Source organism: Pseudoxanthobacter soli DSM 19599 (genome assembly GCF_900148505.1).
Taxonomy (GTDB): Bacteria; Pseudomonadota; Alphaproteobacteria; order Rhizobiales; family Segnochrobactraceae; genus Pseudoxanthobacter; species Pseudoxanthobacter soli.
The window spans coordinates 37,595-63,615 of record NZ_FRXO01000013.1; the positions used below are offsets into that span (position 1 = coordinate 37,595).

The 26,021-nt window shown below is 67.2% G+C and carries 23 protein-coding genes and 1 riboswitch; of the genes, 15 read left to right on the forward strand and 8 right to left on the reverse strand.

The features are described from left to right. The first annotated feature begins 35 nt into the window (after positions 1 to 35). The 3 genes from BUF17_RS20090 to BUF17_RS20100 are packed head-to-tail and all read left to right on the forward strand — an operon-like array spanning position 36 to position 3,486. Entirely contained in the window at positions 36 to 1,133 is a 1,098-nt protein-coding gene (locus BUF17_RS20090; protein ID WP_280163651.1) for a thiamine pyrophosphate-dependent dehydrogenase E1 component subunit alpha, read from the forward strand. Positions 1,134 to 1,138: 5 nt separating this feature from the next. Further along, complete coding sequence (locus BUF17_RS20095; protein WP_073632097.1) at positions 1,139 to 2,137, forward strand: alpha-ketoacid dehydrogenase subunit beta; 999 nt, start codon at positions 1,139 to 1,141, stop codon at positions 2,135 to 2,137. After that, entirely contained in the window at positions 2,137 to 3,486 is a 1,350-nt protein-coding gene (locus BUF17_RS20100; protein WP_073632099.1) for an acetoin dehydrogenase dihydrolipoyllysine-residue acetyltransferase subunit, read from the forward strand. Before BUF17_RS20095 ends, BUF17_RS20100 begins: the two co-directional genes overlap by 1 nt. A 118-nt stretch (positions 3,487 to 3,604) precedes the next feature. Here BUF17_RS20100 and BUF17_RS20105 read toward each other — a convergent pair whose 3' ends face one another. Then, a complete protein-coding gene (locus BUF17_RS20105; RefSeq protein WP_073632102.1) occupies positions 3,605 to 5,068 on the reverse strand; it encodes an L-fucose/L-arabinose isomerase family protein in 1,464 nt (487 codons plus the stop codon). Positions 5,069 to 5,359: 291 nt separating this feature from the next. On the opposite strand from BUF17_RS20105, the gene BUF17_RS20110 reads away from it, so the two are divergent. From BUF17_RS20110 to BUF17_RS20155, 10 genes are all read left to right on the forward strand, one after another. Then, positions 5,360 to 5,983 carry a DUF2291 family protein gene (locus BUF17_RS20110; RefSeq protein ID WP_073632104.1) on the forward strand — a complete coding sequence of 208 codons (624 nt, stop codon included), beginning with the start codon at positions 5,360 to 5,362 and terminating at the stop codon, positions 5,981 to 5,983. Then, complete coding sequence (locus BUF17_RS20115; RefSeq protein ID WP_073632106.1) at positions 5,980 to 7,518, forward strand: sugar ABC transporter ATP-binding protein; 1,539 nt, start codon at positions 5,980 to 5,982, stop codon at positions 7,516 to 7,518. Before BUF17_RS20110 ends, BUF17_RS20115 begins: the two co-directional genes overlap by 4 nt. 12 nt (positions 7,519 to 7,530) lie before the next feature. Further along, entirely contained in the window at positions 7,531 to 8,574 is a 1,044-nt protein-coding gene (locus tag BUF17_RS20120) for an ABC transporter permease (protein WP_073632108.1), read from the forward strand. Between the two features lie 26 nt (positions 8,575 to 8,600). After that, the gene (locus BUF17_RS20125) at positions 8,601 to 9,452 is read left to right on the forward strand and encodes a DeoR/GlpR family DNA-binding transcription regulator (RefSeq protein WP_210215481.1); all 852 of its coding nucleotides are present in this window, start codon (positions 8,601 to 8,603) and stop codon (positions 9,450 to 9,452) included. A 358-nt stretch (positions 9,453 to 9,810) separates the two neighbouring features. Continuing rightward, positions 9,811 to 10,749 carry a D-ribose ABC transporter substrate-binding protein gene (locus BUF17_RS20130; protein WP_073632110.1) on the forward strand — a complete coding sequence of 313 codons (939 nt, stop codon included), beginning with the start codon at positions 9,811 to 9,813 and terminating at the stop codon, positions 10,747 to 10,749. 455 nt (positions 10,750 to 11,204) lie between these two features. Further along, on the forward strand, positions 11,205 to 12,032 hold the full coding sequence (locus BUF17_RS20135) for a transketolase (RefSeq protein ID WP_428977668.1): 828 nt from the start codon (positions 11,205 to 11,207) through the stop codon (positions 12,030 to 12,032). Further along, positions 12,029 to 12,982 carry a transketolase family protein gene (locus BUF17_RS20140; RefSeq protein ID WP_073632112.1) on the forward strand — a complete coding sequence of 318 codons (954 nt, stop codon included), beginning with the start codon at positions 12,029 to 12,031 and terminating at the stop codon, positions 12,980 to 12,982. The genes BUF17_RS20135 and BUF17_RS20140 overlap by 4 nt, the downstream gene beginning before the upstream one ends. Positions 12,983 to 12,986: 4 nt before the next feature. Further along, on the forward strand, positions 12,987 to 14,459 hold the full coding sequence (locus tag BUF17_RS20145; protein ID WP_073632114.1) for an FGGY family carbohydrate kinase: 1,473 nt from the start codon (positions 12,987 to 12,989) through the stop codon (positions 14,457 to 14,459). 97 nt (positions 14,460 to 14,556) lie between these two features. After that, a riboswitch (FMN riboswitch) is annotated at positions 14,557 to 14,709 on the forward strand. Positions 14,710 to 14,792: 83 nt separating this feature from the next. Beyond that, a complete protein-coding gene (locus tag BUF17_RS20150) occupies positions 14,793 to 15,275 on the forward strand; it encodes a 6,7-dimethyl-8-ribityllumazine synthase (RefSeq protein ID WP_073632116.1) in 483 nt (160 codons plus the stop codon). A 173-nt stretch (positions 15,276 to 15,448) separates the two neighbouring features. Then, positions 15,449 to 16,687 (forward strand): threonine ammonia-lyase, encoded by a 1,239-nt coding sequence (locus BUF17_RS20155; RefSeq protein WP_073632118.1) that lies wholly within the window; start codon positions 15,449 to 15,451, stop codon positions 16,685 to 16,687. Positions 16,688 to 16,719: 32 nt separating this feature from the next. Here BUF17_RS20155 and BUF17_RS20160 read toward each other — a convergent pair whose 3' ends face one another. Continuing rightward, complete coding sequence (locus BUF17_RS20160) at positions 16,720 to 18,231, reverse strand: MDR family MFS transporter (protein WP_073632120.1); 1,512 nt, start codon at positions 18,229 to 18,231, stop codon at positions 16,720 to 16,722. 430 nt (positions 18,232 to 18,661) lie between these two features. On the opposite strand from BUF17_RS20160, the gene BUF17_RS20165 reads away from it, so the two are divergent. Together BUF17_RS20165 and BUF17_RS22765 are read left to right on the forward strand one after the other, a co-directional pair. Continuing rightward, positions 18,662 to 19,402: a hypothetical protein gene (locus BUF17_RS20165; protein ID WP_073632122.1), complete on the forward strand. Its 741-nt coding sequence runs from the start codon at positions 18,662 to 18,664 to the stop codon at positions 19,400 to 19,402. Beyond that, positions 19,402 to 19,971 (forward strand): hypothetical protein, encoded by a 570-nt coding sequence (locus tag BUF17_RS22765; protein WP_139282622.1) that lies wholly within the window; start codon positions 19,402 to 19,404, stop codon positions 19,969 to 19,971. The genes BUF17_RS20165 and BUF17_RS22765 overlap by 1 nt, the downstream gene beginning before the upstream one ends. A gap of 139 nt (positions 19,972 to 20,110) precedes the next feature. Here BUF17_RS22765 and aguB read toward each other — a convergent pair whose 3' ends face one another. The 6 genes from aguB to BUF17_RS20195 form a co-directional block, all read right to left on the reverse strand. Then, positions 20,111 to 20,989: an N-carbamoylputrescine amidase gene (gene aguB, locus BUF17_RS20170; RefSeq protein WP_428977666.1), complete on the reverse strand. Its 879-nt coding sequence runs from the start codon at positions 20,987 to 20,989 to the stop codon at positions 20,111 to 20,113. Then, the gene (locus BUF17_RS20175; RefSeq protein WP_073632126.1) at positions 20,986 to 22,017 is read right to left on the reverse strand and encodes a histone deacetylase family protein; all 1,032 of its coding nucleotides are present in this window, start codon (positions 22,015 to 22,017) and stop codon (positions 20,986 to 20,988) included. Before BUF17_RS20175 ends, aguB begins: the two co-directional genes overlap by 4 nt. 132 nt (positions 22,018 to 22,149) lie before the next feature. Beyond that, entirely contained in the window at positions 22,150 to 23,175 is a 1,026-nt protein-coding gene (locus tag BUF17_RS20180; RefSeq protein ID WP_073632129.1) for an ABC transporter substrate-binding protein, read from the reverse strand. 44 nt (positions 23,176 to 23,219) lie between these two features. Then, a complete protein-coding gene (locus BUF17_RS20185) occupies positions 23,220 to 24,038 on the reverse strand; it encodes an ABC transporter permease (protein WP_073632216.1) in 819 nt (272 codons plus the stop codon). After that, positions 24,038 to 24,916, reverse strand: coding sequence for an ABC transporter permease (locus BUF17_RS20190; RefSeq protein WP_073632132.1), 879 nt, complete (start codon positions 24,914 to 24,916; stop codon positions 24,038 to 24,040). The genes BUF17_RS20185 and BUF17_RS20190 overlap by 1 nt, the downstream gene beginning before the upstream one ends. Then, complete coding sequence (locus tag BUF17_RS20195; RefSeq protein WP_428977667.1) at positions 24,913 to 25,965, reverse strand: ABC transporter ATP-binding protein; 1,053 nt, start codon at positions 25,963 to 25,965, stop codon at positions 24,913 to 24,915. The genes BUF17_RS20190 and BUF17_RS20195 overlap by 4 nt, the downstream gene beginning before the upstream one ends. Positions 25,966 to 26,021 lie beyond the last annotated feature (56 nt).

Here is a 26,021-nt window from a genome sequence, read left to right on the forward strand (position 1 = left end):
ATGGGGTCGACTCTCTCCAATCCAGGAGGTGAACCATGGCCCAGATGCCCGCAGCATCGAAAGCTCTGGCCCCCGAGGCTTCGGCCCGGAACGTTGCCGGCCCCGGTTCCGCCGCCCCGGCGGCGTCTGGCGCCGTGCCCAATCTGCCGGCGGTCTACCGGCGCCTGAGCGCCGCCCAGCTTCGCGATGCGCTCTACAAGATGCACCTCATCCGCCGGTTCGAGGAAGGTGCCGAGCAGGCCTACATGAGGGGCCTCATCCACGGCACCATGCACCTTTCGATCGGTCAGGAGGCAAGTGCCGTCGGCGCCTGCACGCCGCTCACCGATGCCGACTACATCACCTCGACTCACCGCGGCCATGGCCATTGCATCGGCAAGGGCGCCGATGTGAAGCGGATGTTTGCGGAGTTCTTCGGCAAGGAGGACGGCTATTGCCGCGGCCGCGGCGGCTCCATGCACATCGCCGATCCCTCCAAGGGCAATCTCGGTGCGAACGGCATCGTCGGCGGCGGCATTCCGATCGCGGTCGGCGCGGCCCTCTCGGCGAAGAAACGCGGCACGGACAATGTCGTCATCTCGTTCTTCGGAGACGGCGCCAACAACGAAGGCGCCTTCCACGAGGCGCTGAACATGGCGTCCGTCTGGAAGCTGCCCGTGGTGTTCTTCTGCGAGAACAACCGCTACGGCATGTCGACCTCCACCGAGCGATCGACAGCCGTGCCGAACATCGCCGACCGCGCGTCGGCCTACGCGATGCCGGGCGTGATCGTCGACGGCAACCGTTTCGCCGACGTCGCAACGGCCACCTTCGAGGCGGTCGACCGCGCGCGGGCCGGCGGCGGACCGACCCTGATCGAGAGCAAGACCTACCGCATTCGCGGCCACTCGCGTTCGGACCGGAACCGCTATCGCACCAAGGAAGAGATCGAAAGCTGGCAGCAGCGCGATCCCATCGCGCTGTTCGAAGCAGAGCTCACCGAGTTCGGCCTCCTCGGCGCCGACGACATCGCGGCGGTCCACGCCGGTGTCGAGACCGAAATCGCCGAGGCGATCCGGTTCGCAACCGAAAGCCCCGCCCCGTCGGTCTCCGAGCTGACGCGGTTTGTCTACACAGAAGAAAACAAGGTCTGATCGGGATGGAAGCGCCGGTTCGCGAACTCAGCTATTCGCAGGCGATACAGGAAGCCCTCGCCATCGCCATGGAGCAGGACGACCGCGTGTTCCTCATGGGCGAGGACATCGGCGTCTATGGCGGCGCCTTCCAGGTGACGGGCGATCTCGTGCACCGTTTCGGCGAAGAGCGCGTGATGGATACGCCGATCTCCGAACTCGGCGGTGCCGGCGTTGCTGTCGGCGCGGCGCTGACGGGGCTGCGCCCCGTGTTCGAGTTCCAGTTCTCGGATTTCGCCGCGCTGGCGATGGAACAGATCGTCAACCAGGCCGCCAAGATCCGCTTCATGCTCGGCGGCGCCGTTTCGGTGCCTCTGGTGATGCGCTTCCCCGCGGGCTCCGGGACCGGAGCCGCGGCCCAGCACAGCCAGAGTCTGGAAGCATGGCTCGGGCACGTGCCGGGACTCAAGGTGGTTCAGCCCTCCACCCCGCACGACGCCAAGGGCCTCCTGCTGGCGGCCATCGCCGACCCGGATCCGGTGATGTTCTTCGAGCACAAGCTGCTCTACAAGGCGAAGGGGCCCGTGCCGGAGGGGTACTATACCGTGCCGATCGGCAAGGCGGCGGTGACGCGGCCGGGGCGTGACCTGACCATCGTCGGCACGTCCATCATGGCCGTCAAGGCGCTCGAAGCCGCCGACGCGCTTGCCGCGGAAGGCATCGATGCGGAAATCATCGACCTGCGCAGCCTGCGCCCGATGGACACTGCTACCATCATCGACAGCGTGAAGCGCACCGGTCGCCTGATGTGCGTCTACGAGGGCGTGAAGACGCTCGGCGTTGGCGCTGAAATCAGCGCCGCCATCGCGGAGAGCGAGGCTTTCGACTTCCTCGATGCGCCGATCGTTCGTCTCGGCGGCGCCGAGTCTCCCCTGCCCTACAATCCCGATCTCGAAAAGGCGGCCGTGCCGCAGGTGCCGGATATCGTGGCTGCGGCGCGCGGGCTGGCGAAGGGACGGATCTGATGGCGACGGAAGTTTTCCTGCCCCGCGTCGACATGGACATGGCCTCGGGCAAGATCGCTCGGTGGTACGTGGAGGACGGCGCCAGCATCGCCCAGGGCGATCCCCTGTTCGAGATCGAGACCGATAAGGCAGCGATGGAGATCGAGGCGCCGGCCTCGGGGATCCTCCGGATCGAGGCCGAGACGGCGCAGGACATTCCGGTCGGCGCCATCGTCGGCTGGATTCTGGCTGCCGGCGAAGAGCCGCCGAAGAAGGCCGCCGCCGAAGGCGTGGTGCCGGCAGAGGCCGCGGAGACGGCGGCAGAGCCGGCGCCGGTGTCCCCGTCGTCACCCCGCGCCGAGCCGTCGAACGGCGAAATCCGGGCGACGCCGCTCGCCCGGCGGCTGGCGCGGTCGCAGGGCATCGATCTCGCCACCGTCACCGGTTCCGGCCCGCGCGGGCGAATCCAGGCGGCCGACATCCCGGACGAGGCCGCCGCCCCAGCCCATGCCCTCGCCCCGGCGGAGACGGACGCTGACGCGCCCGTGGGAAAAACCGTTCCCGCGCGGGCCAGATGCGCGCAGCCGCAACCGGCCGCGAACACCTCCGGCGAAGCCGTGCTTCATCGCGCGTGGCTTCGGCGAGGCGAAGGCGATCCGCTGGTTCTGATCCACGGCTTCGCTGCCGATCTCGGCGGCTGGCGGCCGTTCGTCGCCGCCAATCCGACCGGTCGGCCCGTCCTCGCCGTCGACCTGCCGGGGCACGGCCTCTCCCCCCTGCTCGCCCGCAATTCGGTCGAAGACTTCGCCGCTGCCGTCGCGCAGACGCTCGCCGAAGAAGGCGTTTCGCGAGCCCATGTGGTCGGGCATTCGCTCGGCGGTGCCGTTGCGGCGACGCTGGCGGACAGCGGGTTCGATGCACTCTCGCTGCTGCTGCTCTCGCCGGCTGGCCTCGGTCCCGATATCAACGGCGCATTCCTGGATGGGCTTGCCCGAGCGCGCGGCGAGGAAAGCCTGGCGCCGTGGCTGAGGCTTTTGGTCTCCGATGCGGAAGGCCTTTCGCCGGGCTTCGTGCGCGCAACTGCTGCCGCTCGCGCGGATGGACGGCTTGCGGGCCAGCAGGCCGCCGTCGCCGCCTCCCTCTTCCCCGACGGCACGCAAGCCTTCTCGATCCGGCCGACCTTGTCCCGGCTGCAGATGCCGACCCGTATCGTGTTCGGGCTCGACGACGCCATCATCCCGTCACGCCATGCGAGCGGGCTGCCGGGCAACATCGCGCTGCACTTCTTCGCGAATGTCGGCCACATGCCGCACATCGAGATCAAGACGGACGTCGGCCGCATCCTCGCCGAACAGATCAGGGCGAACTGAGCGCCGCGCGCGGCACGGATCTGCTCCAGCTTTTGAATCTGGAGCGATTCTTTCCGATCTGATGAGTCCATCAGATCGGAAATCGCTCTAAACGCCGGCCCGTCCGCAGCCGCACCGTTCAACGCAGGAACGGTGCCGGCGGCGCGAAGGAAGCCACCTCCTCGTGGTGGTAGCACTGCCACCCGAGATAGCGCCCTACGGCTTCCTCGACCACGGCGGCGTGATGGCCGCGCACCATGGCGACGTGATGCTCGAATCCGTTGCGTGAGATGAACGTCAGGAGTTCGCGCAGCCGCGGCACCTGCGTCACCGCGATGCCGCCGTCCATGCCGAACGGATCGTCGGTGAAATCACCTTCTCCCACATAGGTCTTCAGGGCGCCGCGCCGGTCGTCGGTGGACAGGCGGAAATAGGTCAGCGGCCCCGGCTGGACCTTGCCCTTCACGGCACCGAAGCACTTTTCCGGCCCGACCACGGTGCCGATGACGCCGAGATTGGAAATCTCAGGCTCCTCGCCGATGAAGCTTTTCGGAAAGTTGCCGCAATGCGTGCAGACGCACTTGTCGCGCACGTCTCCGTAATTGTTGTTCCAGTCGAGCAGCGCGGGCGGCGTTCCGGCTGCAAGCGCCAGAGCGTACATCGAGATCGCACCGGCGACGTCTACCTCGCAGGCGCTCGGCTGCAGCTTCTCTCCCATCATCGACATGGACAGGCAGGTGGCGCAGCCGAAATTGTCCTGCATCGACGTCCAGCACTGGATCGATGACGCGTCGCATTCGTTCTCCGCCATCCAGCGATCGACCGCCACGCCGAAAGAGGCCTGCCGGACGATATTCTCACGGGCGATGTAGGATGGAATGCGGCCGTAGGCGAAGATCTCCTCCAGCCGGGACTTCACCTCCGCATCCTGATCACCGAGCTTCGCCGCGCTGGCGATGATCTCCGAAAGATCGACCGTGACCACCGAAATGCCGCTCGCCTGCAGCAGCTTCTCTGAGAAGCGCATCGTCTGGAACGGCGCGGTTCGGGCGCCGATGGCACCGATCCGGGCACGCTTCAATCCGCGCACCGTGCGGCAGACCCGCACGAAGCGATCGAGGTCGGCGGCGAACTCGGCACCGTCCAGATCGCTCGTGTGCGACGTCGTGTCGGTGAAGGCGATGCCATATTGATAGAGGTTGCTGGTGACGGAGATCTTGCCGCAGAAGGCATCCCGGCGGCCCTTGAGATCGACCTTGTCCACCGTGTCGTTGCACGCCTGCAGCAGCACCGGCACGCCGAGCTCGGCCATGGCGATGGTCTCGACCACGGCGATCTCGTCGCCGAAATTCGGAAGCGACACCACGAGACCGTCGATCTCGTCGCGATTTTCCCTGAAAAATCGCGCATATTTGCGGGCATCGTCACGGGTCTCCACCGCACCGTTCGGAGTCGCATCGGCCGGGAGAATGCGGTAGCCGATCCCGAGCTTTTCGCACTGGGCGATCAGATCGGCCCTCGCCTGGGGGGCATAAGCCGCGTTGAAGAAAGCGCGGCTGGAGACGATCAGACCGAGCGTGATCGTCTTGTTCATGGGCCTCATATGGGTTCCTCCGGGGGTGCGACGGGCCTCAGTGGGCTGCGGCGCTTCGTGTTGGAATCAATCTAGCCAGCGCATCGCCTCGCGGCAATAACGAAATCTTTCGTTTTTAAAGACCCATTATTGTTTGAATTTTATCATTTTATATCAATAATTTATGCCACTTTCGACCCACGCCGCCCAACGTTGACAGCGTCGGATTTCTCGGGCATGGGTGATCAAATCAAAAAAAATCGCTAGCGTTCGAAAAGGCGCTTAGGGGAGGATATGACGGTGATATCGAGCCGGGCCGCAATGGCGGCCCTCGTTCTTGCCGTGACCTGCGCGACGCTGCAGGGGTGCAAGATCATCTCCATCGCAGACGAGACTGCGGCCGAGCAGGCCAAGGGCGCGGGGATAACCGGCCGCGCGGCGCAGGCCTGGACCGGCGAGGGGGCGGCGTATTTCGCGAAGGCGGCGAAACCCGTGACCGAGGTGCTGCCGGCGATCAGGGCGAATCTCGACGACGCCGGGCGCACCTACGGATACCGCCAGGCCGCGGAGGGCGCGCCCTGGACCTTCGTCGTCTCCGGCTCCGGCACGGTGAAGGCCAAGAACACGCAGTCCCGCGCCGGCACCCTGGTGGTGACGCTCGACGGCGCGGACCCGGCGACCGACGTCACGCTGCAGATCGGCCCTGTGGTACGGGGCAACGCGGTGCGCGACAGCCTGCCGTTCATCTCGTTCAAGGACTTCGAGAACCAGCTCGACTACGCCGACATGGGCAAGGCGCTCAACGCCGAGGCCCTGAAGGCGATCGAGGGGCCGGCGGCCACGCTGGAGGCTGGCGGCAAGGTCGATTTCGTCGGCGTCATCAGCCTCTCCTCCTCATCCGAGAAGGTGCTGATCACCCCGGTTTCCCTGAAGGCCGGCACATGAGCGCGAGCGAACCGCAGGCGATCCTGCGCGCCGAGCGCATCACCAAGACCTTTCCGGGCACGGTGGCGCTGAAGGACGTCGACTTCACCGTTCATGCCGGTGCGGTGAACGTGCTGATCGGCGAGAACGGCGCCGGCAAGTCGACGCTGATGAAGATCCTTGCCGGCGTGGAGCGGCCGACCTCCGGTACCATCACGCTCGAGGGTCAGCCGGTGAGCTTCGCCTCCGTGCACGACGCCGCCCGAAAGGGCATCGGCATCGTGTTCCAGGAACTGAACCTCTGCCCGAACCTGTCGGTGACGGACAACATCTTCCTCGGCCGCGACCTTACCGTGGCCGGCTTCCACATCGACCGCGTGGCCCAGCGCGCCCGGACGAGCGCGCTCCTGAAGCGCCTGGAGGCCGACATCGATCCCGACACCCTGGTCGGCGACCTGATGATCGGGCAGCAGCAGATTGTCGAGATCGCCAAGGCGCTCGCCGAGGATGCGCGGGTGCTCATCATGGACGAGCCGACCTCGGCCCTGTCGGTGTCGGAAGTCGAGGTGCTGTTCCGGGTGATCGAGGATCTCAAGCGCTCGGGCGTCTCGATCATCTACATCTCCCACCGGCTGGAAGAGCTGATCCGCATCGGCGACCATTTCACCGTTCTTAGGGACGGCCGCCTGCAGGCTGCCGCGCCCAAGGCGGATGTCTCGATTCCCTGGATCATCCGCCAGATGCTGGGCGCCGACAACGTCATCGCCAAGCGGCCGCCTGCGATCGCGCCCGGCGAGGCGGTGCTGCGGGTCGAGGGGCTCAGCGTGCCCCGGAGGGGCGGCCTGGCGGTGGAGGACGTCACGGTTTCGTTCCGCGCCGGCGAGATCACGGCCATCTACGGCCTGCTCGGTGCCGGCCGCACGGAGCTGTTCGAGACGCTTTACGGCGTCCGGCAGGCCGGCAGCGGCTCGGTCACGCTCAACGGGCGCGAGATCGGCGGCCTTGCCGTCAGCGACCGGCTGAAGGCCGGCATCATCCTGGTGCCGGAAGACCGCCAGCGCGACGGACTGGTGCAGAACCTCTCGGTCGGCGGCAATCTCGGGCTGTCGAGCCTGCGACGCTTCACCCGGTTCCTGTCGATCTCCAAGACTGACGAGGCGCCGCTTCTGAAGGACATGGTGAAGCGGCTCCACATCAAGACGGCCGGCGTCGACGCGCCGATCACGTCGCTCTCGGGCGGCAACCAGCAGAAGGTGGTGATCGGGCGGACGCTGCTGACCAGACCCACCGTGCTGCTGCTCGACGAGCCGAGCCGCGGCATCGACATCGGCGCCAAGGCGGAGGTGTTCAGCACCATGCGCGACCTGGCGGATGCGGGCCTCGCGGTGGTCTACACCACGTCCGATCTCAAGGAGACCCATGCGGTGGCCGACCGGATCCTGGTCATGGCCTATGGCCGCATCACGGCCGACTTCCCGGCCGACGCCGCCAGCGACGAGGCGATCGTGCTGGCCTCCACCCACAAACATCCGTCGGCTGCGCCGGCCGCAGCCTGAGGACACGCGACGATGTCGATCACTTCCGCTCTTCCCGCGCCCTCCGGCAACCAGTCGATCCTGCTGCTGATCCTGAAGCTGCGCACGTTCATTGCGCTGATCGCGGTCACGCTGTTCTTCGCCTTCATGGCACCGAACTTCGTGTCCGTGGCCAATGCGGTGATCATTTCCAAGCACGTCGCGATCAATGCGATCCTCGCCATCGGCATGACCTACGTGATCCTGACCGGCGGCATCGACCTTTCGGTCGGCTCCATCGTCGGCCTCACGGGCATGGTCGCCGGCGGCCTGATCGCCTACGGCCTGCGGATCGATGCCCTCGGCATCATCATCTATCCGAACGTGTACGAGGTGGTGCTGATCGCGCTCGCCGTCGGCGTGTTCATCGGCGCCATCAACGGCCTGCTTATCACCAAGCTCTCGGTCGCCCCCTTCATCGCGACGCTCGGCACGCTCTATGTCGCCCGCGGCGCGGCGCTGCTGCTTTCGGGCGGCGCGACGTTCCCGAACCTCGTCGGCAAGCCGGAGCTCGAGAACCAGGGGTTCCCGGTCATCGGCGCGGGCACGCTGTTCGGGGTGCCGTATTCCGTGCTGATCCTCGTGGTGCTCGCGCTCATCGCGGCCTATGTGGCCACCCGCACCCCGTTCGGGCGCCGGGTCTATGCCGTCGGCGGCAACGAGCGGGCGGCCGCGCTTTCGGGCGTGCGGGTCGACCGGGTGAAGCTCGCGGTCTACATGATTTCCGGCTTCTGCGCGGCCGTGGTCGGACTCATCGTATCGTCGCAGCTCGTCGCCTCGCATCCCGCGACCGGAACCTCGTTCGAACTCAATGCCATCGCCGCGGCGGTTCTCGGCGGCACCTCGCTGTCCGGCGGTCACGGCCGCATCGGCGGCACCATCATCGGCGCCTTCGTCATCGGCGTGCTGAGCGATGGACTGGTGATGATGGGGGTCAGCGAATTCTGGCAAATGGTGATCAAGGGCCTTGTCATCATCGCGGCCGTGGTCCTTGATCAGCTTCAACGCAGACTCGCTGCCCGCAGCCGCCAGGGCTGACCATGGGGCGACGGAACAGGGCACCGATGGCCGAACCTTCCACCGCAACCGCAGGCGCCGCCGGCCAGAAGGGCCGGCGGCGCAAGGTGGTACCGGACGCCCCCCGCCAGAACCTGCTGGCCGAGCCGCGGCGCATGAAGATCCTCGAATGGCTTCAGGAGGAAGGCAGCGCCCGGGTGCGCGACCTCTCGGCCGCCTTCAGCGTCTCGGAAGCAACCGTGCGCCAGGACCTCGAGCGGTTGGAAGCGGACGGTTTCATCGTCCGCGAGCACGGCGGTGCTTACCTGAAATCGGTGCCGCAGCAGGTGCAGTCGATGTCGCTGCAGCACCTCGTGAACATGGACCGCAAGAAGATGATCGGTCGCACCGCCGCCGCGCAGGTGGCGAACGGCGAGACGATCATCCTCGATTCCGGCTCCACCGTCACGGAAATGGCGAAGAGCCTGGTCGAACACGAGCATCTCAACGTCATCACCAACGCGCTCAACATCGCACTGACGCTCGGCGCGCTGCCGAGCATGACGGTCCACATGCCCGGCGGCCAGTTCAAGGCGCCGACGCTGTCGCTGACTGGCGAGAAGTCCGTCGAGTTCTTCCAGGGCATCTTCGCCGAAAAGCTGTTCCTGGCGACGGCCGCGGTGTCGTTCGAGGCCGGGCTGACCTTCCCCGCCCTCGCGGACCTGCACATCAAGCGGGCGATGGTGAAGGCGGCCTCCCGGATCTATCTCCTGGCGGATTCCACCAAGATCGGCCGCAACTCGTTCTCGTCCCTCGGCCCGGTGAGCCTGATCCACTGCCTCATCACCGACGACGGCATCTCGGCCGACGACAAGGCCGAGTTCGAGCGGCGCGGCATCGAGGTGATCGTCGCCCGCTGATTGCGGGGATAAGCGGCGTTTCGCAGCATTTCGCAAAAAATCGATAGCGACCGAGATTCGCGTTCCTGAGCGCGCGGATCGCCAGCATTTCTGCCGTTTTTCCGACCATCGCCCGCCCGCGTGCCGTGTGCGCGCCTGCGCGCCCATGTGCGCTTCATGCGCGCCTCAAGCCCGGAATTCGCGCTCCATCGCCCCGAAATGCGCGCTCATGTTCGCTTGAACGACGAAAATCCGCCGCGTTCAGATTGACTCGCGACGGATCGATCTGTAATCGTCAAAAAACAAAAAAAATCGCAATCAGTCGAAAGTGACTGGTCGATATCGGGACGGAAATCCAAGCCCAAACGGAGAAGGCAACATGAAGTTCTCGCGGTTCCTCGCCGCCGTCGCCATCGGCGCGCTCGCCCTGTCGGGCTCCGCCGCCCACGCTGCGGAAAAGCTCATCGTCATCATCACGCCGAGCCACGACAACCCGTTCTTCGCCGCCGAGGCGATGGGTGCCGAGGCGCGCGCCAAGGAACTCGGCTACGCCACCAAGACCTATTCGCACGACGACGACGCCAACAAGCAGAACGACCTCGTCGACGCCGCCATCGCCGCCAAGGCGGCCGCGATCATCCTCGACAATGCCGGCGCCGACGCTTCGGTGACCGCCGTGCAGAAGGCGAAGGACGCGGGCATCCCGTCGTTCCTGATCGACCGCGAGATCAACGCCAAGGGCGTCGCGGAAGTGCAGATCGTCTCCAACAACTACCAGGGCGCCACGCTGGCCGCCGAGGCCTTCGTGTCGTCGCTCGGCGAGAAGGGCAACTATGTCGAGCTGACCGGCAAGGAATCCGACACCAACGCCGGCATCCGCTCCAAGGGCTTCCACGACGTCATCGACCAGTATCCGGACCTGAAGATGGTCGCCCGCCAGTCGGCGAACTGGAGCCAGACCGAGGCCTATTCCAAGATGGAGTCCATCCTGCAGGCCAACCCGGACATCGCCGGCGTGATCGCCGGTAACGACACCATGGCGATGGGCGCGCTCGCGGCGCTGGAAGCCGCCGGCCGCAAGGACGTGAAGGTGGTCGGCTTCGACGGTTCCAACGACGTGCGCGACGCCATCCTGGCGGGCAAGATCGTCGCGACGGCCCTGCAGCCGGCCTACCGGCAGGCGCAATATGCGGTCGAACTCGCCGACACCTACCTCAAGGACGGCAAGACCGGCGTCGACGAGAAGATCTCGATGGATTGCGTGCTGATCGACAAGGACAACGCCGCCAAGCTCGACAACTTCCAGATCAAGAACTGACATCCGACGCGGGGGCGGGGGAACGCCGTCCGGCACCGTTCGCCGGGCGGCGCCCTTCCACCCCAACGACCGAAGCGCCGGAAGCCCCGGCCGCACCGGACGATGTCTTCCCCGGCCCCACCGCGGGGGAAGACGCCGAAGAGACGAAACGACGCCGACACGCAACACGCGAAGACGCCAGACGACGACACGGGGAACGGCGGCGGCGGGCCGCGCCTTCCCCCCTCCCGGACGCCCCAAGCCGTACCGGGAACCGCCGGCGCCGAGGCGCCACGCCGCGAGCACGACATTCGGGCGCGAAATCGAACGCAACATCTGGCTCGCCCCCTGACGCGAGCCCCGGCGCGATGTCCGGCGCGACTTGTAACGCGACTTGTGACGCGACTTGCGGCCACCCCGACCATCCGGAGACGACGGTGACACTCGACCTGACCCAACCTCCCCTTCCGTCCGAGATCGCCGCGGCATCGCGGGACGAGCGGGCGCGCCGTCTGAAAGAGACGGCCAATGCCGTCCGCCGCTCCATCGTGCGCATGATCGATGCCGCCCGCGCCGGCCACATCGGCGGCGATCTTTCGGTCACGGACATCCTCACCACGCTCTATTTCGGGGTGCTGAAGCTCGATCCCGCCAATCCGCTGGCCGCCGACCGCGACCGCTTCATTCTGTCCAAGGGCCATTGCGCCGCCGCGCTCTATTCGGTGCTGGCACTGCGCGGCTTCATCGATCCCGCGCTGCTCGACAGCTTCATGAAGCCGCTCTCGGTGCTGAACGGCCATCCGAACCGCCGCAAAGTGGCAGGCGTGGAGGCCAATACCGGCCCGCTCGGCCACGGCCTGCCCATCGCCGTTGGCAGCGCCATCGCCTCGCGCCTGTGCGGCGGCGGCTGGCGCACCTTCGTGGTGCTCGGCGACGGCGAGATGCAGGAGGGATCGAACTGGGAAGCCGCCATGGCCGCCGGGCACCGCGGGCTCGACACGCTGTGCGCGATCGTCGACCGTAACCGCCTGCAGCAGGGCGCGCGGACGGAGGACACCAACCGGCTCGATCCGCTGCCGGAGAAGTGGGCCGCGTTCGGGTGGGAGGCCGTGGAGATCGACGGCCACGACCATGCCGCGCTCTATGACCTGTTCACCCGGCCGCGCACCGGCCGGCCGCTCGCCGTGATCGCCAACACGCTGAAGGGCAAGGGTGTTTCCTTCATCGAAGACCGGGTCGAATGGCACCACAAGGTGCCCTCGGCCGACCAGGTCGCCCTTGCACTCGAGGAACTTGCCCGATGAACGCGCACATGCCCCCCGCATCCGAGACCTTCGATTGCCGGGTCGCGTTCGCCGAGACGCTGATCGCGCTGGCGCGCGCCGATGCCCGCGTGGTCGCGGTGTGCAATGACAGCGTCGGCTCCTCCAACCTGACGGCGTTCCAGAAGGAATTTCCCGACCGCGTCGTCAATGTCGGCATCGCCGAGCAGAACATGGTCGGCGTCGCCGCCGGGCTCGCCAACGGCGGGTTCGTGCCGTTCGTGTGCTGCGCCTCGCCCTTTCTGACCGGCCGCGCGCTGGAACAGGTGAAGGCCGATATCGCCTATAACGGGTATCATGTGGTGCTGTGCGGCATGAGCCCGGGCATGTCCTACGGCGAACTCGGGCCGACCCACCATTCCATCGAGGACCTGTCGTGGCTGCGCGCGATCACGGATCTTGCCGTGGTGGTGCCGGCCGATCCGGCCCAGACCGAGGCCGCGGTGCGCTGGGCGCATGCCGCCGGCAAACCCTCGTTCCTGCGCATCGGGCGCTTCAAGGTGCCCTCGGTCAGCGGCGGACAGGGCGAGGCCTTCGCGTTCGGCAAGGCCAACCGCCTGCGCGAGGGCCGCGACGTGACACTCGTCGCCACGGGAACGATGGTGTCGCGCGCGCTGGAGGCGGCGGAGGATCTCGCGGCGCGGGGCATCGAGGCCCGCGTTCTCAACATCGCCACCATCGTGCCGCTCGACGAGGCGGAGATCATCGCCGCGGCGCGGGAGACGGGCGGCATCGTGACGATCGAGGAAGGCGTCGTCAGCGGCGGCCTCGGCGCGGCCGTCGCCGAAGTGGTGGTGCGGACGCACCCGGTGCCGATGCGGCTTCTGGGCGTGCCGGGCTTCGCCCCGACAGGTTCGACGGCCTTCCTGCTCGACCATTTCGGCCTGAACCGCGCCGGCATCGCCGCCGCCGCCAGCGAACTGAAGGGCTGACGCCATGGGCCGCCCGCTGTTGCTCGCCATCGACCAGGGGTCCAGTTCCACCAAGTGCCTGCTCGTCGACGACGGCGGGCGGATCGTGGGGCGGGGACAGGCGCCGGTCGGCCAGTCCACCCCGGAACCGGGCTGGGTGCAGCAGGACCCGGCGGAGATCTGGGACAGCGTGCGCCGGGCCGTGGCCGCCGCGGTGCCGGAGGACCGGGCGGGCGATGTGGTGTCGGTCGGGCTTTCGACCCAGCGCGAAAGCTGCGTGATCTGGGACCGCCACACCGGCGAGGCCCTGACGCCGGTGCTCTCGTGGCAGGACCAGCGGACCGAGCCCTTGTGCGCGCGGCTGCGCGCCGCCGGCCACGGCGACACCGTGCGGCGGATCAGCGGCCTGCCGCTCGACCCGATGTTCTCGGCCGCGAAGGCGGCGTGGCTGCTCGACCGCATCGACCCGGAGCGCGCGAAGGCGCGAGCCGGGGCGCTGGTGGTGGGCACCATCGACAGCTTCCTGATGTCGCGGTTCGGCGGCGAGCCGGTGGTGGAGGCGGGCAACGCCTCGCGCACGCAGCTCGTCGACGTCGTGCGGGCGGATTATGCGCCGGAACTTCTGGAGCTGCTCGGCATTCCGCGCGCCGCGCTTCCGGACATCCGCCCCTCCGTCGGGCCGTTTCCCACCGTGCGCGGCCTTGCCCCGCTGCCCGACGGCGTTCCCCTGCACGCGGTGATGGCCGACAGCCACGCGGCGCTGTTCGCCCATGGCGCCTTCGCGCCCGGCCCGGTGAAGGCGACCCACGGCACGGGCTCGTCGATCATGGGCCTTATGGACCGGGCGGCGACGCGGGACGGCGCGACGCTCGACCCCGGCCTGTGCGTGACGGTGGCATGGTGGCTGGACGAGCCGGTGCTCGCCTTCGAGGGCAATGTGCGCTCGTTCGGCTCGACGCTGCTGTGGGCGGCGGACCTGCTCGGCATCGACGCCGCCGGGCTGGCCGAGCTCGCCGCGACGGTGGAGGATGCCGGCAATGTGCACCTCGTGCCGGGCTTCAACGGGCTTGGCGCGCCGTGGTGGGATGCGGGTGCGGTCGCCACGCTTTCCGGCATGGACCTCGGCGGCAGTCGCGCCGCGGTGGCGCGGGCGGCGCTCGATTCGCTCGCGCACCAGATCGCCGACGTGCTCGATTCCGTGCGGGCGAGCGGGGTGAGCGTCGAGCGGCTCCACGTCGACGGCGGGCCGACGCGCAACGCCCAGCTGATGGGGTTCGAGGCCGACATGACGGGGGTCACGGTCGCCCGTTCCGGCACGGAGGAACTTTCCGCCCTCGGCGTCGCCCATCTCGCCGGGCTCACGGCGGGCGTGTTCGACCGGCAGGCGCTCGCGGATTTCGACCGGGGCGCGACGCTGTTCGAGCCGCGCCTCGGACCGGAGGCGCGGGAGGACAAGCGCGCCCGATGGCGGCGGGCCGTGGCCCGTTCGCGGAGCTGATCCGCATTTCTTCGCACTTGCGAGAGATTGGCGCCTGCGGGAGCTTGCGGCAGCGCAGCGCGCTTGCTAGATCCGGAAGGCTGGGGCTTGCGCCCCGGTGAATTCTCAGGGCGGGGTGAAAGTCCCCACCGGCGGTGATGGCCGAGAGGCCGAGCCCGCGAGCGCTTCCCCGCTCTCCCGGCGGGGAAGGTCAGCAGATCCGGTGCGATCCCGGAGCCGACGGTCACAGTCCGGATGGAAGAGAATGTCGGATACCGGCCACCGGCGTCGCACGACGCGGGTGAAAGCCGGTTTTTGACGGCCCTGATTCTGGTCTTGTCATTGGAGACATCCATGAATCAGATACTCGATACCCGCCGCACCACCTCCTCTCCGCTGCAGCGCGTCGCCTTCGTGCAGGCCTGCTGGCATCGCGACATCGTCGACCGCGCCCGCGAGGGCTTCCTCGACGGGCTGGCGGAAAAGGGCCTCGCCGCGGACCTCGTCGACATCGTCGAGGTGCCGGGCGTGTTCGAAATCCCGCTGCAGGCCCAGCGGCTCGCGAAGACCGGCCGCTACGGCGCCATCGCCGCGTCCGGCTTCGTCGTCGATGGCGGCATCTACCGCCACGAATTCGTCTCGACCGCGGTGATCGACGGGCTGATGCGCGTGCAGCTCGATACCGGCGTGCCGGTGCTTTCCGCCGTGCTGACGCCGATCCGCTTCCACGAGCACGAGGAACACCGCACGTTCTTCCGCGAGCACTTCCGGGTGAAGGGCCGCGAACTCGCCGAAGCCTGCCACGCCGTGCTGGCGCTGAACGAGACCGTGGGCTGAGCGACACCTGCCGGCGATGCCGCGTGAGGCCACGCGGCGTTGCCGGCCTGGTTTCCCCTCCCCGCCGCCATGGCGACCGGCAGGCGCATTCGCAGCGGAGAAATCGGCCTGGCGGCGCTATGCTGCGGCGGACCGGGACGACCGGTCCCGCTTCCGGGTGACAGGACTTTTCCGTGAACCACACCGCAAGACCGCCTGAGCCGCTGCCGACCCTCGACGACGTGCGCGCCGCCGCCGCCCGCATCGAGGGCTCGATCGCCCGAACGCCGTTCCTGCAATCGCGGACGCTGTCGAAGGTGCTCGGCGCCACGGTGTGGCTGAAGTTCGAGAACCTGCAGTTCACCGCCTCGTTCAAGGAGCGCGGCGCGCTCAACAAGCTTCTGACGCTGTCGGCGGACGAGCGCAGCCGGGGCGTGATCGCCGCCTCGGCCGGCAACCACGCCCAGGGCGTCGCCTACCACGCCGCCCGCACCGGCGTCGCCGCCACCATCGTGATGCCGCTGACGACGCCGAACGTGAAGGTGGAGCGCGTGCGCGAGCACGGCGCCCGCGTGATCCTGCACGGCGCCACCTTCGCCGAGGCCGCCGCCGAGATGCACCGCCGCGCCGAGGCCGAGGGCCTGACCGTGGTGCACCCGTTCGACGACCCGGCCGTGATCGCCGGCCAGGGCACCGCGACGCTGGAGATGCTGGAGGCGGAACCCGCGATCGACACGCTGGCCATTCCCATCGGCGGCGGCGGGCTGATAGCCGGCGCGGCGCTGGTCGCCCGCGCCCTGAAGCCCGACATCCGCATCGTCGGCGTGCAATCGGCGATCTTTCCCGGCATGGCGCGCGCCGCCGGGCAGTTCGACGGCGCGGCGGCCTCCGGCTCGTCGGTCGCCGAGGGCATCGCGGTCAGCGATCCCGGGCAGATCACCCGGCGGATCGTGGCCTCCCATGTCGACCACATCGCGGTCGTGGGCGAGGATGCCATCGAGGAAGCCGTGGCATTGCTGCTGGGCGTGGAGAAGACCCTGTGCGAGGGCGCCGGCGCCGCCGGCATCGCGGCGATGACGGCCCGGCCAGAACTGTTCGCCGGCCGCACGGTCGGCGTGATCCTTTCCGGCGGCAACATCGATACCCGCGTGCTCGTGACCGTGCTGCAGCGCCACCTGACGCGCGTCGGCCGGATGGTGCGCATCCGCGCCGAGCTGCCGGACAATCCGGGCTCGCTCGCCCGCCTCACCACCATCGTCGCCGCCCACGGCGGCAACATCTACGAGCTGCGCCACGAGCGCTTCGCCGCCACCAGCCGCGCCAAGGAAAGCGCGGTCTCGGTCGATATCGAGCTGCGCGATCCCGCCGATCTCGGCCTGATGATGCAGGACATGACGGCCGAGAACTTCCTGGTGCGGCGCGAGGAGTTCTGACCGGCCCGTGTCGGAGGGCCGGGCCGGCCGGTTCACGCCGCGCCGCGGTCGCGCTCCTCGCGGGCGGGCAGCTCGGCGGACGGGGCGGAGCGGCGCACCGCCTGCGCGCGCGGGATGAACAGCGCGATGAAGATGCAGCCGAGCGTCATCACGAACATCGCCACGAAGGTGAGGTGAACGGCGTGGCCGAGCGCCGCGCGCACCGTATCGTCGGTGACCGTCAAGGCGCCGGTGCCGGCGAGCAGGTCGCGAAGCTGGTCCGCCTTGACGCCGCTCGGATCCCTGAGCAGCCCGAAATTGAGGATCGCCCCCAGCACCGCCGCGCCGAGCGTGCTGCCGAGATTGCGGGCGAACATGTTGGAGGCGGTGCCGGCGCCGCGCTCGTGGGCCTCGACGCTGCCCTGGATCAAAAGCAGCGACGTGACGCTGATGAGGCCCATCCCGAAGCCCATGACCATGGAGGCGAGGCCGGCGAGCTTCGCCGAACTGCCGGCGCCCATCAGCACGAAGACGGCGGCGCCGGCGGGCAACAGCACGCTGCCGATCAGCGTCAGCCGGCGCGCGCTGATGCGATGGTTGATCCGCGCCGCGATGGTGGCGCCGGCCGGCCAGCCGATCATCACCGCGGTCAGCGCGAAGCCGGCGACGAGAGCGGATTGGCCGAGCACGCCCTGCACGTAGATCGGCAGGAAGGTGGTGAGGCCCATCAGCGCCATGTTGGCGAGCAGCGTCAGCGCGTTGGCCGAGGCGAGCGGGCGGTAGCGCCACAGCTCGAACGAGATCATCGGGTCGCGCGCCCGGCGCTCCTGCATCACGAACAGCACGGAGGCGACGACGCACACCGCCGCCGCGCCGAGTTCGAAGCCGAGGCCGGCGCTGCTCGCTTCCGTCAACAGCAGCATCAGCGCGCCGATGGACAGCGCGGCGAGAATGGCGCCGGCGAGATCGACCGAGCCGCGTTTCAGCGCGACCTCCTCGTGCAGGAACAGGGTGTAGCCCAGCACCGCGGCGATGCCGATGGGCACGTTGATCCAGAAGATCCACGCCCAGTTCATATTGTGGACGATGATGCCGCCGAGCAGTGGCCCGATCACCGCCGACACCGCCCAGACGCTGGCGAGCCAGCCCTGAATCTTGCCGCGCTCGCGGACGGGATAGAGGTCGGCGATCACCGTCATCGCCGCCGGCTGGAGCGCGCCGGCGCCGATGCCCTGGATCAGGCGGAACGCCACCAGCGACACCATCGACCACGCGAACCCGGCCAGCACCGAGCCAAGGAGGAAGATGGCGATGCCCGTGACCACCACCGGCTTGCGGCCAAAGAGATCGGCGAGCTTGCCGAACACCACCGTCAGCGCGGTCTGGGTGAGGAGATAGGAGGAGAACACCCAGCTGTAGAGCGACAGGCCGCCGAGATCGGCGACGATCTGGGGCATCGCGGTCGCGACGATGGTGGCCTCGAACGCCACCATGGACATCGACAGCATCACGGTCGCGAGCACAACCCAGCGGACCGTCTTTCCGGACTTGCGTGACAGGGACATCGGAGGATCGGATCGGGCCGGCTTCGGACGTCGGGGCGGATTTCACGGACGCCGGGACATCAAGGCTTCGGGAGGCGCCGGCGCGTCCGGAGCGGGCGGGCCGGCGGCCCGCACCTTCGTGCGTCGTGTCGGATGCTTATACGCCCGATCGCGGGAAAACGTTGCAAGGGGGTGGGGAATTTTTGGGGGCAGACACTCAAGGGCTCGTACTCAAGCACGACGAAGCGAATGGCTGTTCCGAACGTTGGAAATAACGGGCCTTACTGCCCTGCAGCGGCGTTCGAAATCCGCTATGATCATCATTACAGCCGATAGCTGCACAGATTTGTGCGGTTCGACCCATTTTTGAACGGCTTTGCGGGCAAAGATCGAACGATCCGAACTCAATCGCGGCACGAACGCAAGGTTCGCACCGGTCAGGTTCAGGCAGATGGACGAAAAGCTGAAACTGCGCTTCAAGATCGGCGCCTACACGCCAGATACCATCCCGATGGAACGCCTCGCTCAATATATGAGCGACCTGGCGGCGATGCTTGGCGAGCAAAGCGCCGTGCATTTTGTGGAGTTGAAGGAAGGCAGCACCGAGATCGTCCATAAGGTCGATTATGAAGCCTATCCAACTGTCTTGAGCCGTGTGGATCGTGTCCGCCAGGGCATCGCAGACGTCGTTTACATGGATGCTTTTCGATCCATCAATAAGCGTCTCAAGGACGACAATGCCGTTGGCGGCCTGTTCGATGATAATCAAGGTGGAGAGCTGCTTGAGTTCTCCGGAAGGTACCCGCCGGAATCTCGCGTTATTGCGCCGATCAAGCAACCAGGAACGATCGACGGCGTCGTTATAAGTCTTGGTGGCAGGGACAATACGGTGCCTGTCAGAGTTCAGGATGGCGACACCATCCACCGCTGCTCTACCAGCCGCGATATTGCGAAACACTTGGGCCAGCACATTTTCGGCGCGGACCTTCGCTTTGCCGGCGTCGGAACCTGGACTCGGGACGAGCATGGAAGCTGGTCTTTGAAAGTGTTCGAGATCCAAAGTTTCGAGCCTCTGGACACCACGCCTTTGGATCGTGTGGTCAGCGAACTTCGGGCCATACGCGGCGCTGAATGGACCAGAGACACGTGGGATGAGCTCCAGGAACTGCGAGGAGACGACGAGGTCCACTAATGGTCGTCTTCGATGCGACTACTTTGCTGTTGCTGCTCGCGCCGGATGCGAGCGCACCACGGGATTCGAACGGGAATCCTGTTTCCTTTGCGAAAGAACGAATTGACGGGCTGGTTGCCGACCTTTCCAAACGCAAGGTCAAAATCATCATCCCGACTCCAGCGTTGAGCGAAGCACTTGTTCGGGCCGGTGCAGTCGCTGGTGAAGCCTATCTTGCGCGACTCAAGAAATCCGGCTGGTTCAAAATCGAGTCATTTGACGAACGAGCTGCCATAGAAGTCGCGGAAATGACGCGGTCAGCCATTGACCACGGAGACAAGAAAGACGGCAGTGCCGCCACATGGGCAAAAATCAAATACGACAGGCAAATTGTCGCCATAGCGAAGGTCAACTCAGCCTCGGCCATTTATAGTGACGACATCAATCTGTCCTCCTTTGCGAAGAGGGTTGGGCTGCACGTGATTAATGTAGCCGATCTTAAAGTTCCGAGCGAATCTCTTCAAATGGACCTATTGAATCAGGTCACCGAGAAAAAATATTCAAGCGTCGACAAAAGAGAAGATACTTAACCCCTCCTCTAATGAGTCTATTTTCTCACCAATTAGAGAATACAACGTCGTCTCAAAACTCAGATAAGATCATCTTATTTCGGAAGAAAACAATCTAAAATAATCGCCTGCAATCCCAGGTGATTGTCCCCCAATGTGATCACCCCCTCCCATCCAGCCCCCGTAGCGCCCCGTAAAGCTCTGGGCGGCGGTCGCGGAAGAGGCCCCAGGCGGCGCGGCGGGTGGTGGCGGCGTCGAGGTCGAAGGTGGCGGTGAGGACGGCTTCGCCTTCGCGCTCCGCGACGGCGACGAGCGCGCCGGAGGCGTCGGCGATGAAGGACGAGCCGTAGAAGGTGATCTCGGTGCCGCTCGCGACGCGTTCCACCCCGACGCGGTTGGCGGCCGCGACCGGCATGAGGTTGGCGCCGGCATGGCCGCGCATCGTCACCTGCCAGTGGTCGCGGGAATCGAGGCCGGCGTCGGCCGGCTCCGAGCCGATGGCGGTCGGATAGAGCAGCATCTCCGCGCCCTGGAGCGCCATCGCCCGCGCGGCTTCCGGAAACCACTGGTCCCAGCAGATGGCGAGGCCGATGCGGCCGAACCGCGTCCCGAACACCTTGAAGCCGGTGTCGCCGGGGCTGAAATAGAACTTCTCCTCGTAGCCCGGCCCGTCCGGAATGTGGGACTTGCGGTAGAAGCCGGCGATGGAGCCATCCGCGTCGACCATGACGGCGGTGTTGAAATAGGCCTGATTGGCGCGCTCGAACACGCTGACCGGAACCACGATGCCGAGTTCGGCGGCGAGCGCCCGGAAGCGGGCGACGGTCGGGTGCCCCTCCAGCGGGCGGGCGCGGGCGAAATGCACCGCGCTCTCCTCGGCACAGAAATAGGGTCCCTCGAACAGTTCCTGCACCAGCACCACGTTGGCGCCGCGGCCGGCGGCCTCGCGCACGAGGCGCTCGGCCGTGGCCACGTTGGCATCGATATCGTCGACGCAGGCGAACTGCACGACGCCGAGGGTGACCGGACGGGCCATCATTCGCCCTCGAAGCCGGTGAGCACGCCGACCGCGTTGACCGCGATCTCGGCGACCGCATAGCCGCCTTCCATCACGAACAGCGTCGGCAGCCCGAGTTCGGCGATGCGCCGGCCGATCTTCGGATAATCCGGCGTCTTCAAGAGAAAATGGCTGATCGGGTCCTTCTCGAAGGTATCGACCCCGAGGGAGACGACCACGACATCCGGCTTGTAGGCGGCGACCTTGCGGCAGGCATCGTCGAGCGCCGCGCCCCAGACCGCATAGTCGGTGCCGTGGGGCATGGGATAATTGACGTTGAAGCCCTCGCCCGGCCCGGAGCCGTGCTCGTCGGCATGGCCGAGCAGGAAGGGATATTCGGTCAGCGGATCGCCGTGGAGGTTCACCACCATGACGTCGGCGCGGGAATAGAAGATCTCCTGCGTGCCGTTGCCGTGATGATAGTCGACATCGAGGATCGCCACCCGCGCGGCGCCGTTGTCGCGGAAGTGCTGGGCGGCGGCGGCGGCGTTGTTGACGTAGCAATAGCCGCCCATGAAGCGGCTGCCGGCATGATGGCCGGGCGGACGGCAGAGCGCGAACGCGGCCCGCTCGCCGTTCCGCACGAGGTCGGCCGCGGTGATGGCGGATTCCAGCGACGCCACGACGGCCGGATAGGTGCCGGCGACGATCGGCGCGCCGGTATCGAGCGAATAGAAGCCAAGCAGGCCGTCGATGGATTTCGGCGGCTTGTCGGCGCGCAGGCCCGGAATCGGCCACACCATCGGCAGCGCCGGGGTATGGCGGTCCATCGCGGTCCAGAGGGTCCACGCATCGGCGAGGAAGGCGAGATAATCGGCGGTGTGGACGCCCTGGGCCGGACCGATGCCGTGCGCGACGGGCGCGAGGATGGGGCCGAGGCCGACCTCCTCGATGCGGGAGCGGATGAACTCGGCCCGGACCGGCTTCTCGAAGCCCGGGACGAAGGCGCCGTTGCAGAATTCGAAATAGCCGGAATGGCCGTGATGAAGCGGACTGTAGACAGTCTTCATGATGGCATCTTTCGATGGGGACGAAGGTGGCGGCGCGGCCCGAACCGCGCCGCCGGAAGCGTTGGCAGGGGCCGGGCGCAGGACGCGGCCGGAAGCGCCCGGCCGCGATCGCGCCGTCCGGCGTTTGCCGCGTCAGGTCTTCAGGCGCGTCCAGACGCGATCCATCAGCTTGGTGGCGGCCTCGGAACAGGCCGGGGTGAACACCACCTTGAGATCGGCCGGTGGGTTCAGCTCGGGCGCGCCCTGCATGGACTTCTCGAAGAACTTCTCGCTGCCCATGACGGCATTGGAATATTTGGTGAAATTCGACTGCAGCGCCATGTTCTCCGGCTGCATGATGAAGCTCAGGAACTTCTTCGCGTTCTCGGGATTCTTCGCGGTGGCGGGCACGGCGACGTTATCCATCCAGCCGACCACGCCTTCCTTCGGATAGACGTACTTGATGGCCGGGTTCAGCTCGCGCGAGCGCATCGCCGCGCCATTCCACTGCTGGTGCACCACGGTCTCGCCGGTGGCCTGCCGCTCGATGATGCCGTCGGAATTGTAGACCTTCACGAACGGCGCCTGGGCGAGCAGGAGGTCCTGCACCTTCTTCATGTTGGCGGTGTCGGTCTGGCACGGCTCCATGTCGAGATAGCGCTCGGCGAGGCTGATCACCTCGGACGGCGAGGAGAACATGCCGACCTTGCCCTTCAGTTCCTCCGGCGGCTCGAACAGGAGCTTCAGGCTGTCGGCCGGGCCCTTGTAGGCGTCGGTGTTGACGGAATAGGAGGTGGTGCCCCAGTTCCAGGGAATGGTGTAGGCGTTCTCGCGATCCCAAACCGGCTTGGTCCAGCGCGGGTCGAGATTGGCGTAACCGTCGATCTTGGGGGCATCGATCTTGGCGATCAGCCCTTCCTTGGCGAAGATCTCGACGAAGTCCGACGACACGATGACGATGTCGTAGCCGGCCGAACCGGACTTCAGCTTGGCGAGCAGCGTCTCGTTGGAATCGTAGGTATCCACCGTGACCTTGATGCCGGTGTCCTTCTCGAACTTCGCCACCAGTTCGGGCGCGGTGTAGTCGGTCCAGTTGTAGATGAACAGGTCGCCCTCGGCCTTGGCCGGGGAGGCCGCCCACAGGGCGGAGAGCAGGAGAGCTGCGGCTAGGCGCTTCATCGTCGTTCAACCTCTGGCTTTTTCGTTGCAATCGGTTCCGGCGCTCATTTTTCGACCCTGGCGCCGCGCCGCATTACCAGGAAGGCCGCCACCACGGCCGCGACCGAGGCCGCGAGCAGGAGCGTCGCGGCGGCATTGGCCTCCGGCGTGACCCCGAGGCGCAGCATTCCGTAGAGATAGACCGGCAGTGTCGTCGATCCGGCCTCCGCGACCATGAGCGTGATCAGAAAATCGTCGAGCGACACAATGAAAGCGAGCATCGCGCCCGAGACGATGCCCGGCATCAGAAGCGGCAGCGTGACCCGGCGGAAGACCTGCCATTCGCCGGCATAAAGATCGCGGGCGGCATCCTCGATGTCGCGCGGGGTGTCGCGCAGCCGCGCGCGGATGGGCAGAAGCGCGAACGGGATGCAGAACACGATGTGGGCGATGGCGACGTTGGCGATGCCGAGGCGCAGCCCGATGGCGGAGAAGAACACCAGCGTCGCGATCGCGGTCACGATCTCCGGCGCCACCAGCGGCAGCGCGATCAGCGCCTCCGCCCCGCCGCGGCCGAGAAAGCGCCGGCCGCGTTCGAGCGCGATCGCCGCGGGCACCGCGACCACGGTCGACACCACCGTGGCCGCCACGGCGACGATGACGCTGTTCATCGCCGCGCGGCGGAGATCGGCGTTGGAGATCGCCTTGGCGAACCATTGCAGGCTGAAGCCGCCCCACGTCATCGCCAGGTTGGAGGCGTTGAAGGCATAGACGATCAGCACCACCAGCGGCGCGTAGAGGAACACCATGACGAGCACGGCGAACACGCCGAGGCCGGGCGTGGCGCGCCAGTCGAACCCCTTCGCCCCCTGCCCCGCGCCCATCACGCCACCCCCGCGCCGCGGCGGCGGGCGCTCCACACCAGCGCGGCCAGCACGAACGCCATCAGGATCATCGAGGCGGCGGCGCCGAACGGCCAGTTGCGCGACGACGAGAACTGGAGCTGGATCAGGCTGCCGATCATCAGCTTCTTGCCGCCGCCGAGCAGATCCGGCGCGAGGAAGGCGCCGAGCGCGGGCACGAACACGAGCGCCGTGCCGGCCGCGATGCCGGGCTTCGCCAGCGGCCACACCACATGGCGGAACGCGGCCCAGCGGCCGGCATAGAGATCGTGCGCCGCCTCGATCAGCCGCGGATCGAGCTTCTCCAGCGTCGAATAGATCGGCAGCACCATGAACGGCAGGAACGAATAGACGAGCCCGAGCAGGATGGCCTCGTTGGAATAGAGAAAGGTGATCGGCGTCTCGATCAGGCCGAGGCGGATGAGGCCGCCATTGAGAAGGCCCTGGTCGCGCAGGATCAGCACCCAGCAATAGGTGCGGATCAGGAGGTTGGTCCAGAACGGGATGGTGACGGCGAGCACCAGGAGATCGCGCGCCGGGCGCGTGCGGCACACCATGTACCAGGCGAGCGGCAGGCCGATCAGCACCGAGAACACCGTCGTCAGCCCCGCGAGCACGATCGAGCGGCCGAAGATGATGAGATAGGTGTCGTCGAACAGCAGGCTGTCGTCGAGATCGCGGTCGAACAGGAAGCGCACATAGGCGTCGGCGGTGAACGGCAGCTTCACGCCGCCATAGGCCCCCGCGGTGAGGAAGGAATAGGCCGCGGCGATCAGCATCGGCGCGACCATGAACACGAGGATGATGAGGAGGGCCGGCGCGACCATCCTCAGGGTATGATCGGCGCGGCCCGGGGTCATGATGCCACCGCGTCGTCTTCGACCGCGCGGGCGGCGTGGGCATCCCACGTCACGGTGACCGGCCCGCCGACCTCCAGCCCAGCGACGGGATCGCGCAGCCGCGCCTTGACCGGCGTGCCGTCGGCAAGCGTCATCTCGTAGAGCACGTCGGAGCCGAGGAACGTGACGGCCCGCAGCGTGCCGGCGAGGCCGGGGCCTCCGGTCGAAAGCCGCACCCGCTCCGGGCGGACCGCGACGACGCCGCTGCCGCCCGTCGCGGCGAGCGCGGCCGGGATGAGATTGGCCTCGCCGATGAAATCCGCCACGAAGCGCGTGCGCGGCCGGGCGTAGATTTCCTCCGGGCCGCCGACCTGGAGCACGGCGCCGGACCGCATAACCGCGATGCGGTCGGACATGGCGAGCGCTTCTTCCTGGTCGTGGGTGACGAGCACGAACGTCACCCCGGTCTCGCGCTGGAGGCGCTTCAGCTCGCCCTGCATCTCGCGGCGCAGCTTGAGATCGAGGGCCGACAGCGGCTCGTCGAGCAGGAGCAGCCGCGGCGCCGGGGCGAGCGCGCGGGCGAGCGCGACGCGCTGCTGCTGGCCGCCGGAAAGCTGGGCCGGGCGGCGGTTGGCGAACGTATCCATGCGCACGAGGCCGAGCACGGTGGCGACGCGGCGGCGGATCTCGTCCGCGGGCCTGCCGAGCCGCGCCAGCCCGAAACCGACATTCTCGGCCACCGTCATATGCGGGAACAGCGCGTAGGACTGGAACACGGTGTTGATCGGCCGCCTGTGCGGCGGGAGCGAGACGACGTCGACGCCATCGAGCCGGATTTCGCCGGTGGTCGGGTGCTCGAAGCCGGCGAGCAGGCGCAGGAGCGTGGTCTTGCCGCAGCCGGACGGACCGAGCAGCGTGAAGAACTCGTTGCGGCCGATATCGAGGCTGACGTTGCCGAGGGCGGTGACGGTGCCCGCGCCGCTGCCGAAGGTCTTGGAAACCCCGGCGATCCTGACAAGCGGCCCCTCGGGATTTCCCGCGGGCGGCGCTTCGGCAGCATTCCTGATCAAGATCGGCCCCCGCCTCCAGACGCACCCGCGTCCCACCAGCAGGTCAAATTATGACC

Excerpts from the sequence above, each read along its gene's own strand:
- BUF17_RS20165 (WP_073632122.1), top strand. The coding sequence starts at position 18,662 with ATGGACGAAAAGCTGAAACTGCGCTTCAAGATCGGCGCCTACACGCCA.
- BUF17_RS20175 (WP_073632126.1), bottom strand. The coding sequence starts at position 22,017 with ATGAAGACTGTCTACAGTCCGCTTCATCACGGCCATTCCGGCTATTTC.
- BUF17_RS20130 (WP_073632110.1), top strand. The coding sequence starts at position 9,811 with ATGAAGTTCTCGCGGTTCCTCGCCGCCGTCGCCATCGGCGCGCTCGCC.
- BUF17_RS20185 (WP_073632216.1), bottom strand. The coding sequence starts at position 24,038 with ATGGGCGCGGGGCAGGGGGCGAAGGGGTTCGACTGGCGCGCCACGCCC.
- BUF17_RS20090 (WP_280163651.1), top strand. The coding sequence starts at position 36 with ATGGCCCAGATGCCCGCAGCATCGAAAGCTCTGGCCCCCGAGGCTTCG.
- BUF17_RS20115 (WP_073632106.1), top strand. The coding sequence starts at position 5,980 with ATGAGCGCGAGCGAACCGCAGGCGATCCTGCGCGCCGAGCGCATCACC.
- BUF17_RS20160 (WP_073632120.1), bottom strand. The coding sequence starts at position 18,231 with ATGTCCCTGTCACGCAAGTCCGGAAAGACGGTCCGCTGGGTTGTGCTC.
- BUF17_RS20100 (WP_073632099.1), top strand. The coding sequence starts at position 2,137 with ATGGCGACGGAAGTTTTCCTGCCCCGCGTCGACATGGACATGGCCTCG.
- BUF17_RS20095 (WP_073632097.1), top strand. The coding sequence starts at position 1,139 with ATGGAAGCGCCGGTTCGCGAACTCAGCTATTCGCAGGCGATACAGGAA.
- BUF17_RS20120 (WP_073632108.1), top strand. The coding sequence starts at position 7,531 with ATGTCGATCACTTCCGCTCTTCCCGCGCCCTCCGGCAACCAGTCGATC.
- aguB (WP_428977666.1), bottom strand. The coding sequence starts at position 20,989 with ATGATGGCCCGTCCGGTCACCCTCGGCGTCGTGCAGTTCGCCTGCGTC.
- BUF17_RS20125 (WP_210215481.1), top strand. The coding sequence starts at position 8,601 with ATGGCCGAACCTTCCACCGCAACCGCAGGCGCCGCCGGCCAGAAGGGC.
- BUF17_RS20190 (WP_073632132.1), bottom strand. The coding sequence starts at position 24,916 with ATGACCCCGGGCCGCGCCGATCATACCCTGAGGATGGTCGCGCCGGCC.
- BUF17_RS20150 (WP_073632116.1), top strand. The coding sequence starts at position 14,793 with ATGAATCAGATACTCGATACCCGCCGCACCACCTCCTCTCCGCTGCAG.
- BUF17_RS20140 (WP_073632112.1), top strand. The coding sequence starts at position 12,029 with ATGAACGCGCACATGCCCCCCGCATCCGAGACCTTCGATTGCCGGGTC.
- BUF17_RS20105 (WP_073632102.1), bottom strand. The coding sequence starts at position 5,068 with ATGAGGCCCATGAACAAGACGATCACGCTCGGTCTGATCGTCTCCAGC.
- BUF17_RS20145 (WP_073632114.1), top strand. The coding sequence starts at position 12,987 with ATGGGCCGCCCGCTGTTGCTCGCCATCGACCAGGGGTCCAGTTCCACC.
- BUF17_RS20180 (WP_073632129.1), bottom strand. The coding sequence starts at position 23,175 with ATGAAGCGCCTAGCCGCAGCTCTCCTGCTCTCCGCCCTGTGGGCGGCC.
- BUF17_RS22765 (WP_139282622.1), top strand. The coding sequence starts at position 19,402 with ATGGTCGTCTTCGATGCGACTACTTTGCTGTTGCTGCTCGCGCCGGAT.
- BUF17_RS20110 (WP_073632104.1), top strand. The coding sequence starts at position 5,360 with ATGGCGGCCCTCGTTCTTGCCGTGACCTGCGCGACGCTGCAGGGGTGC.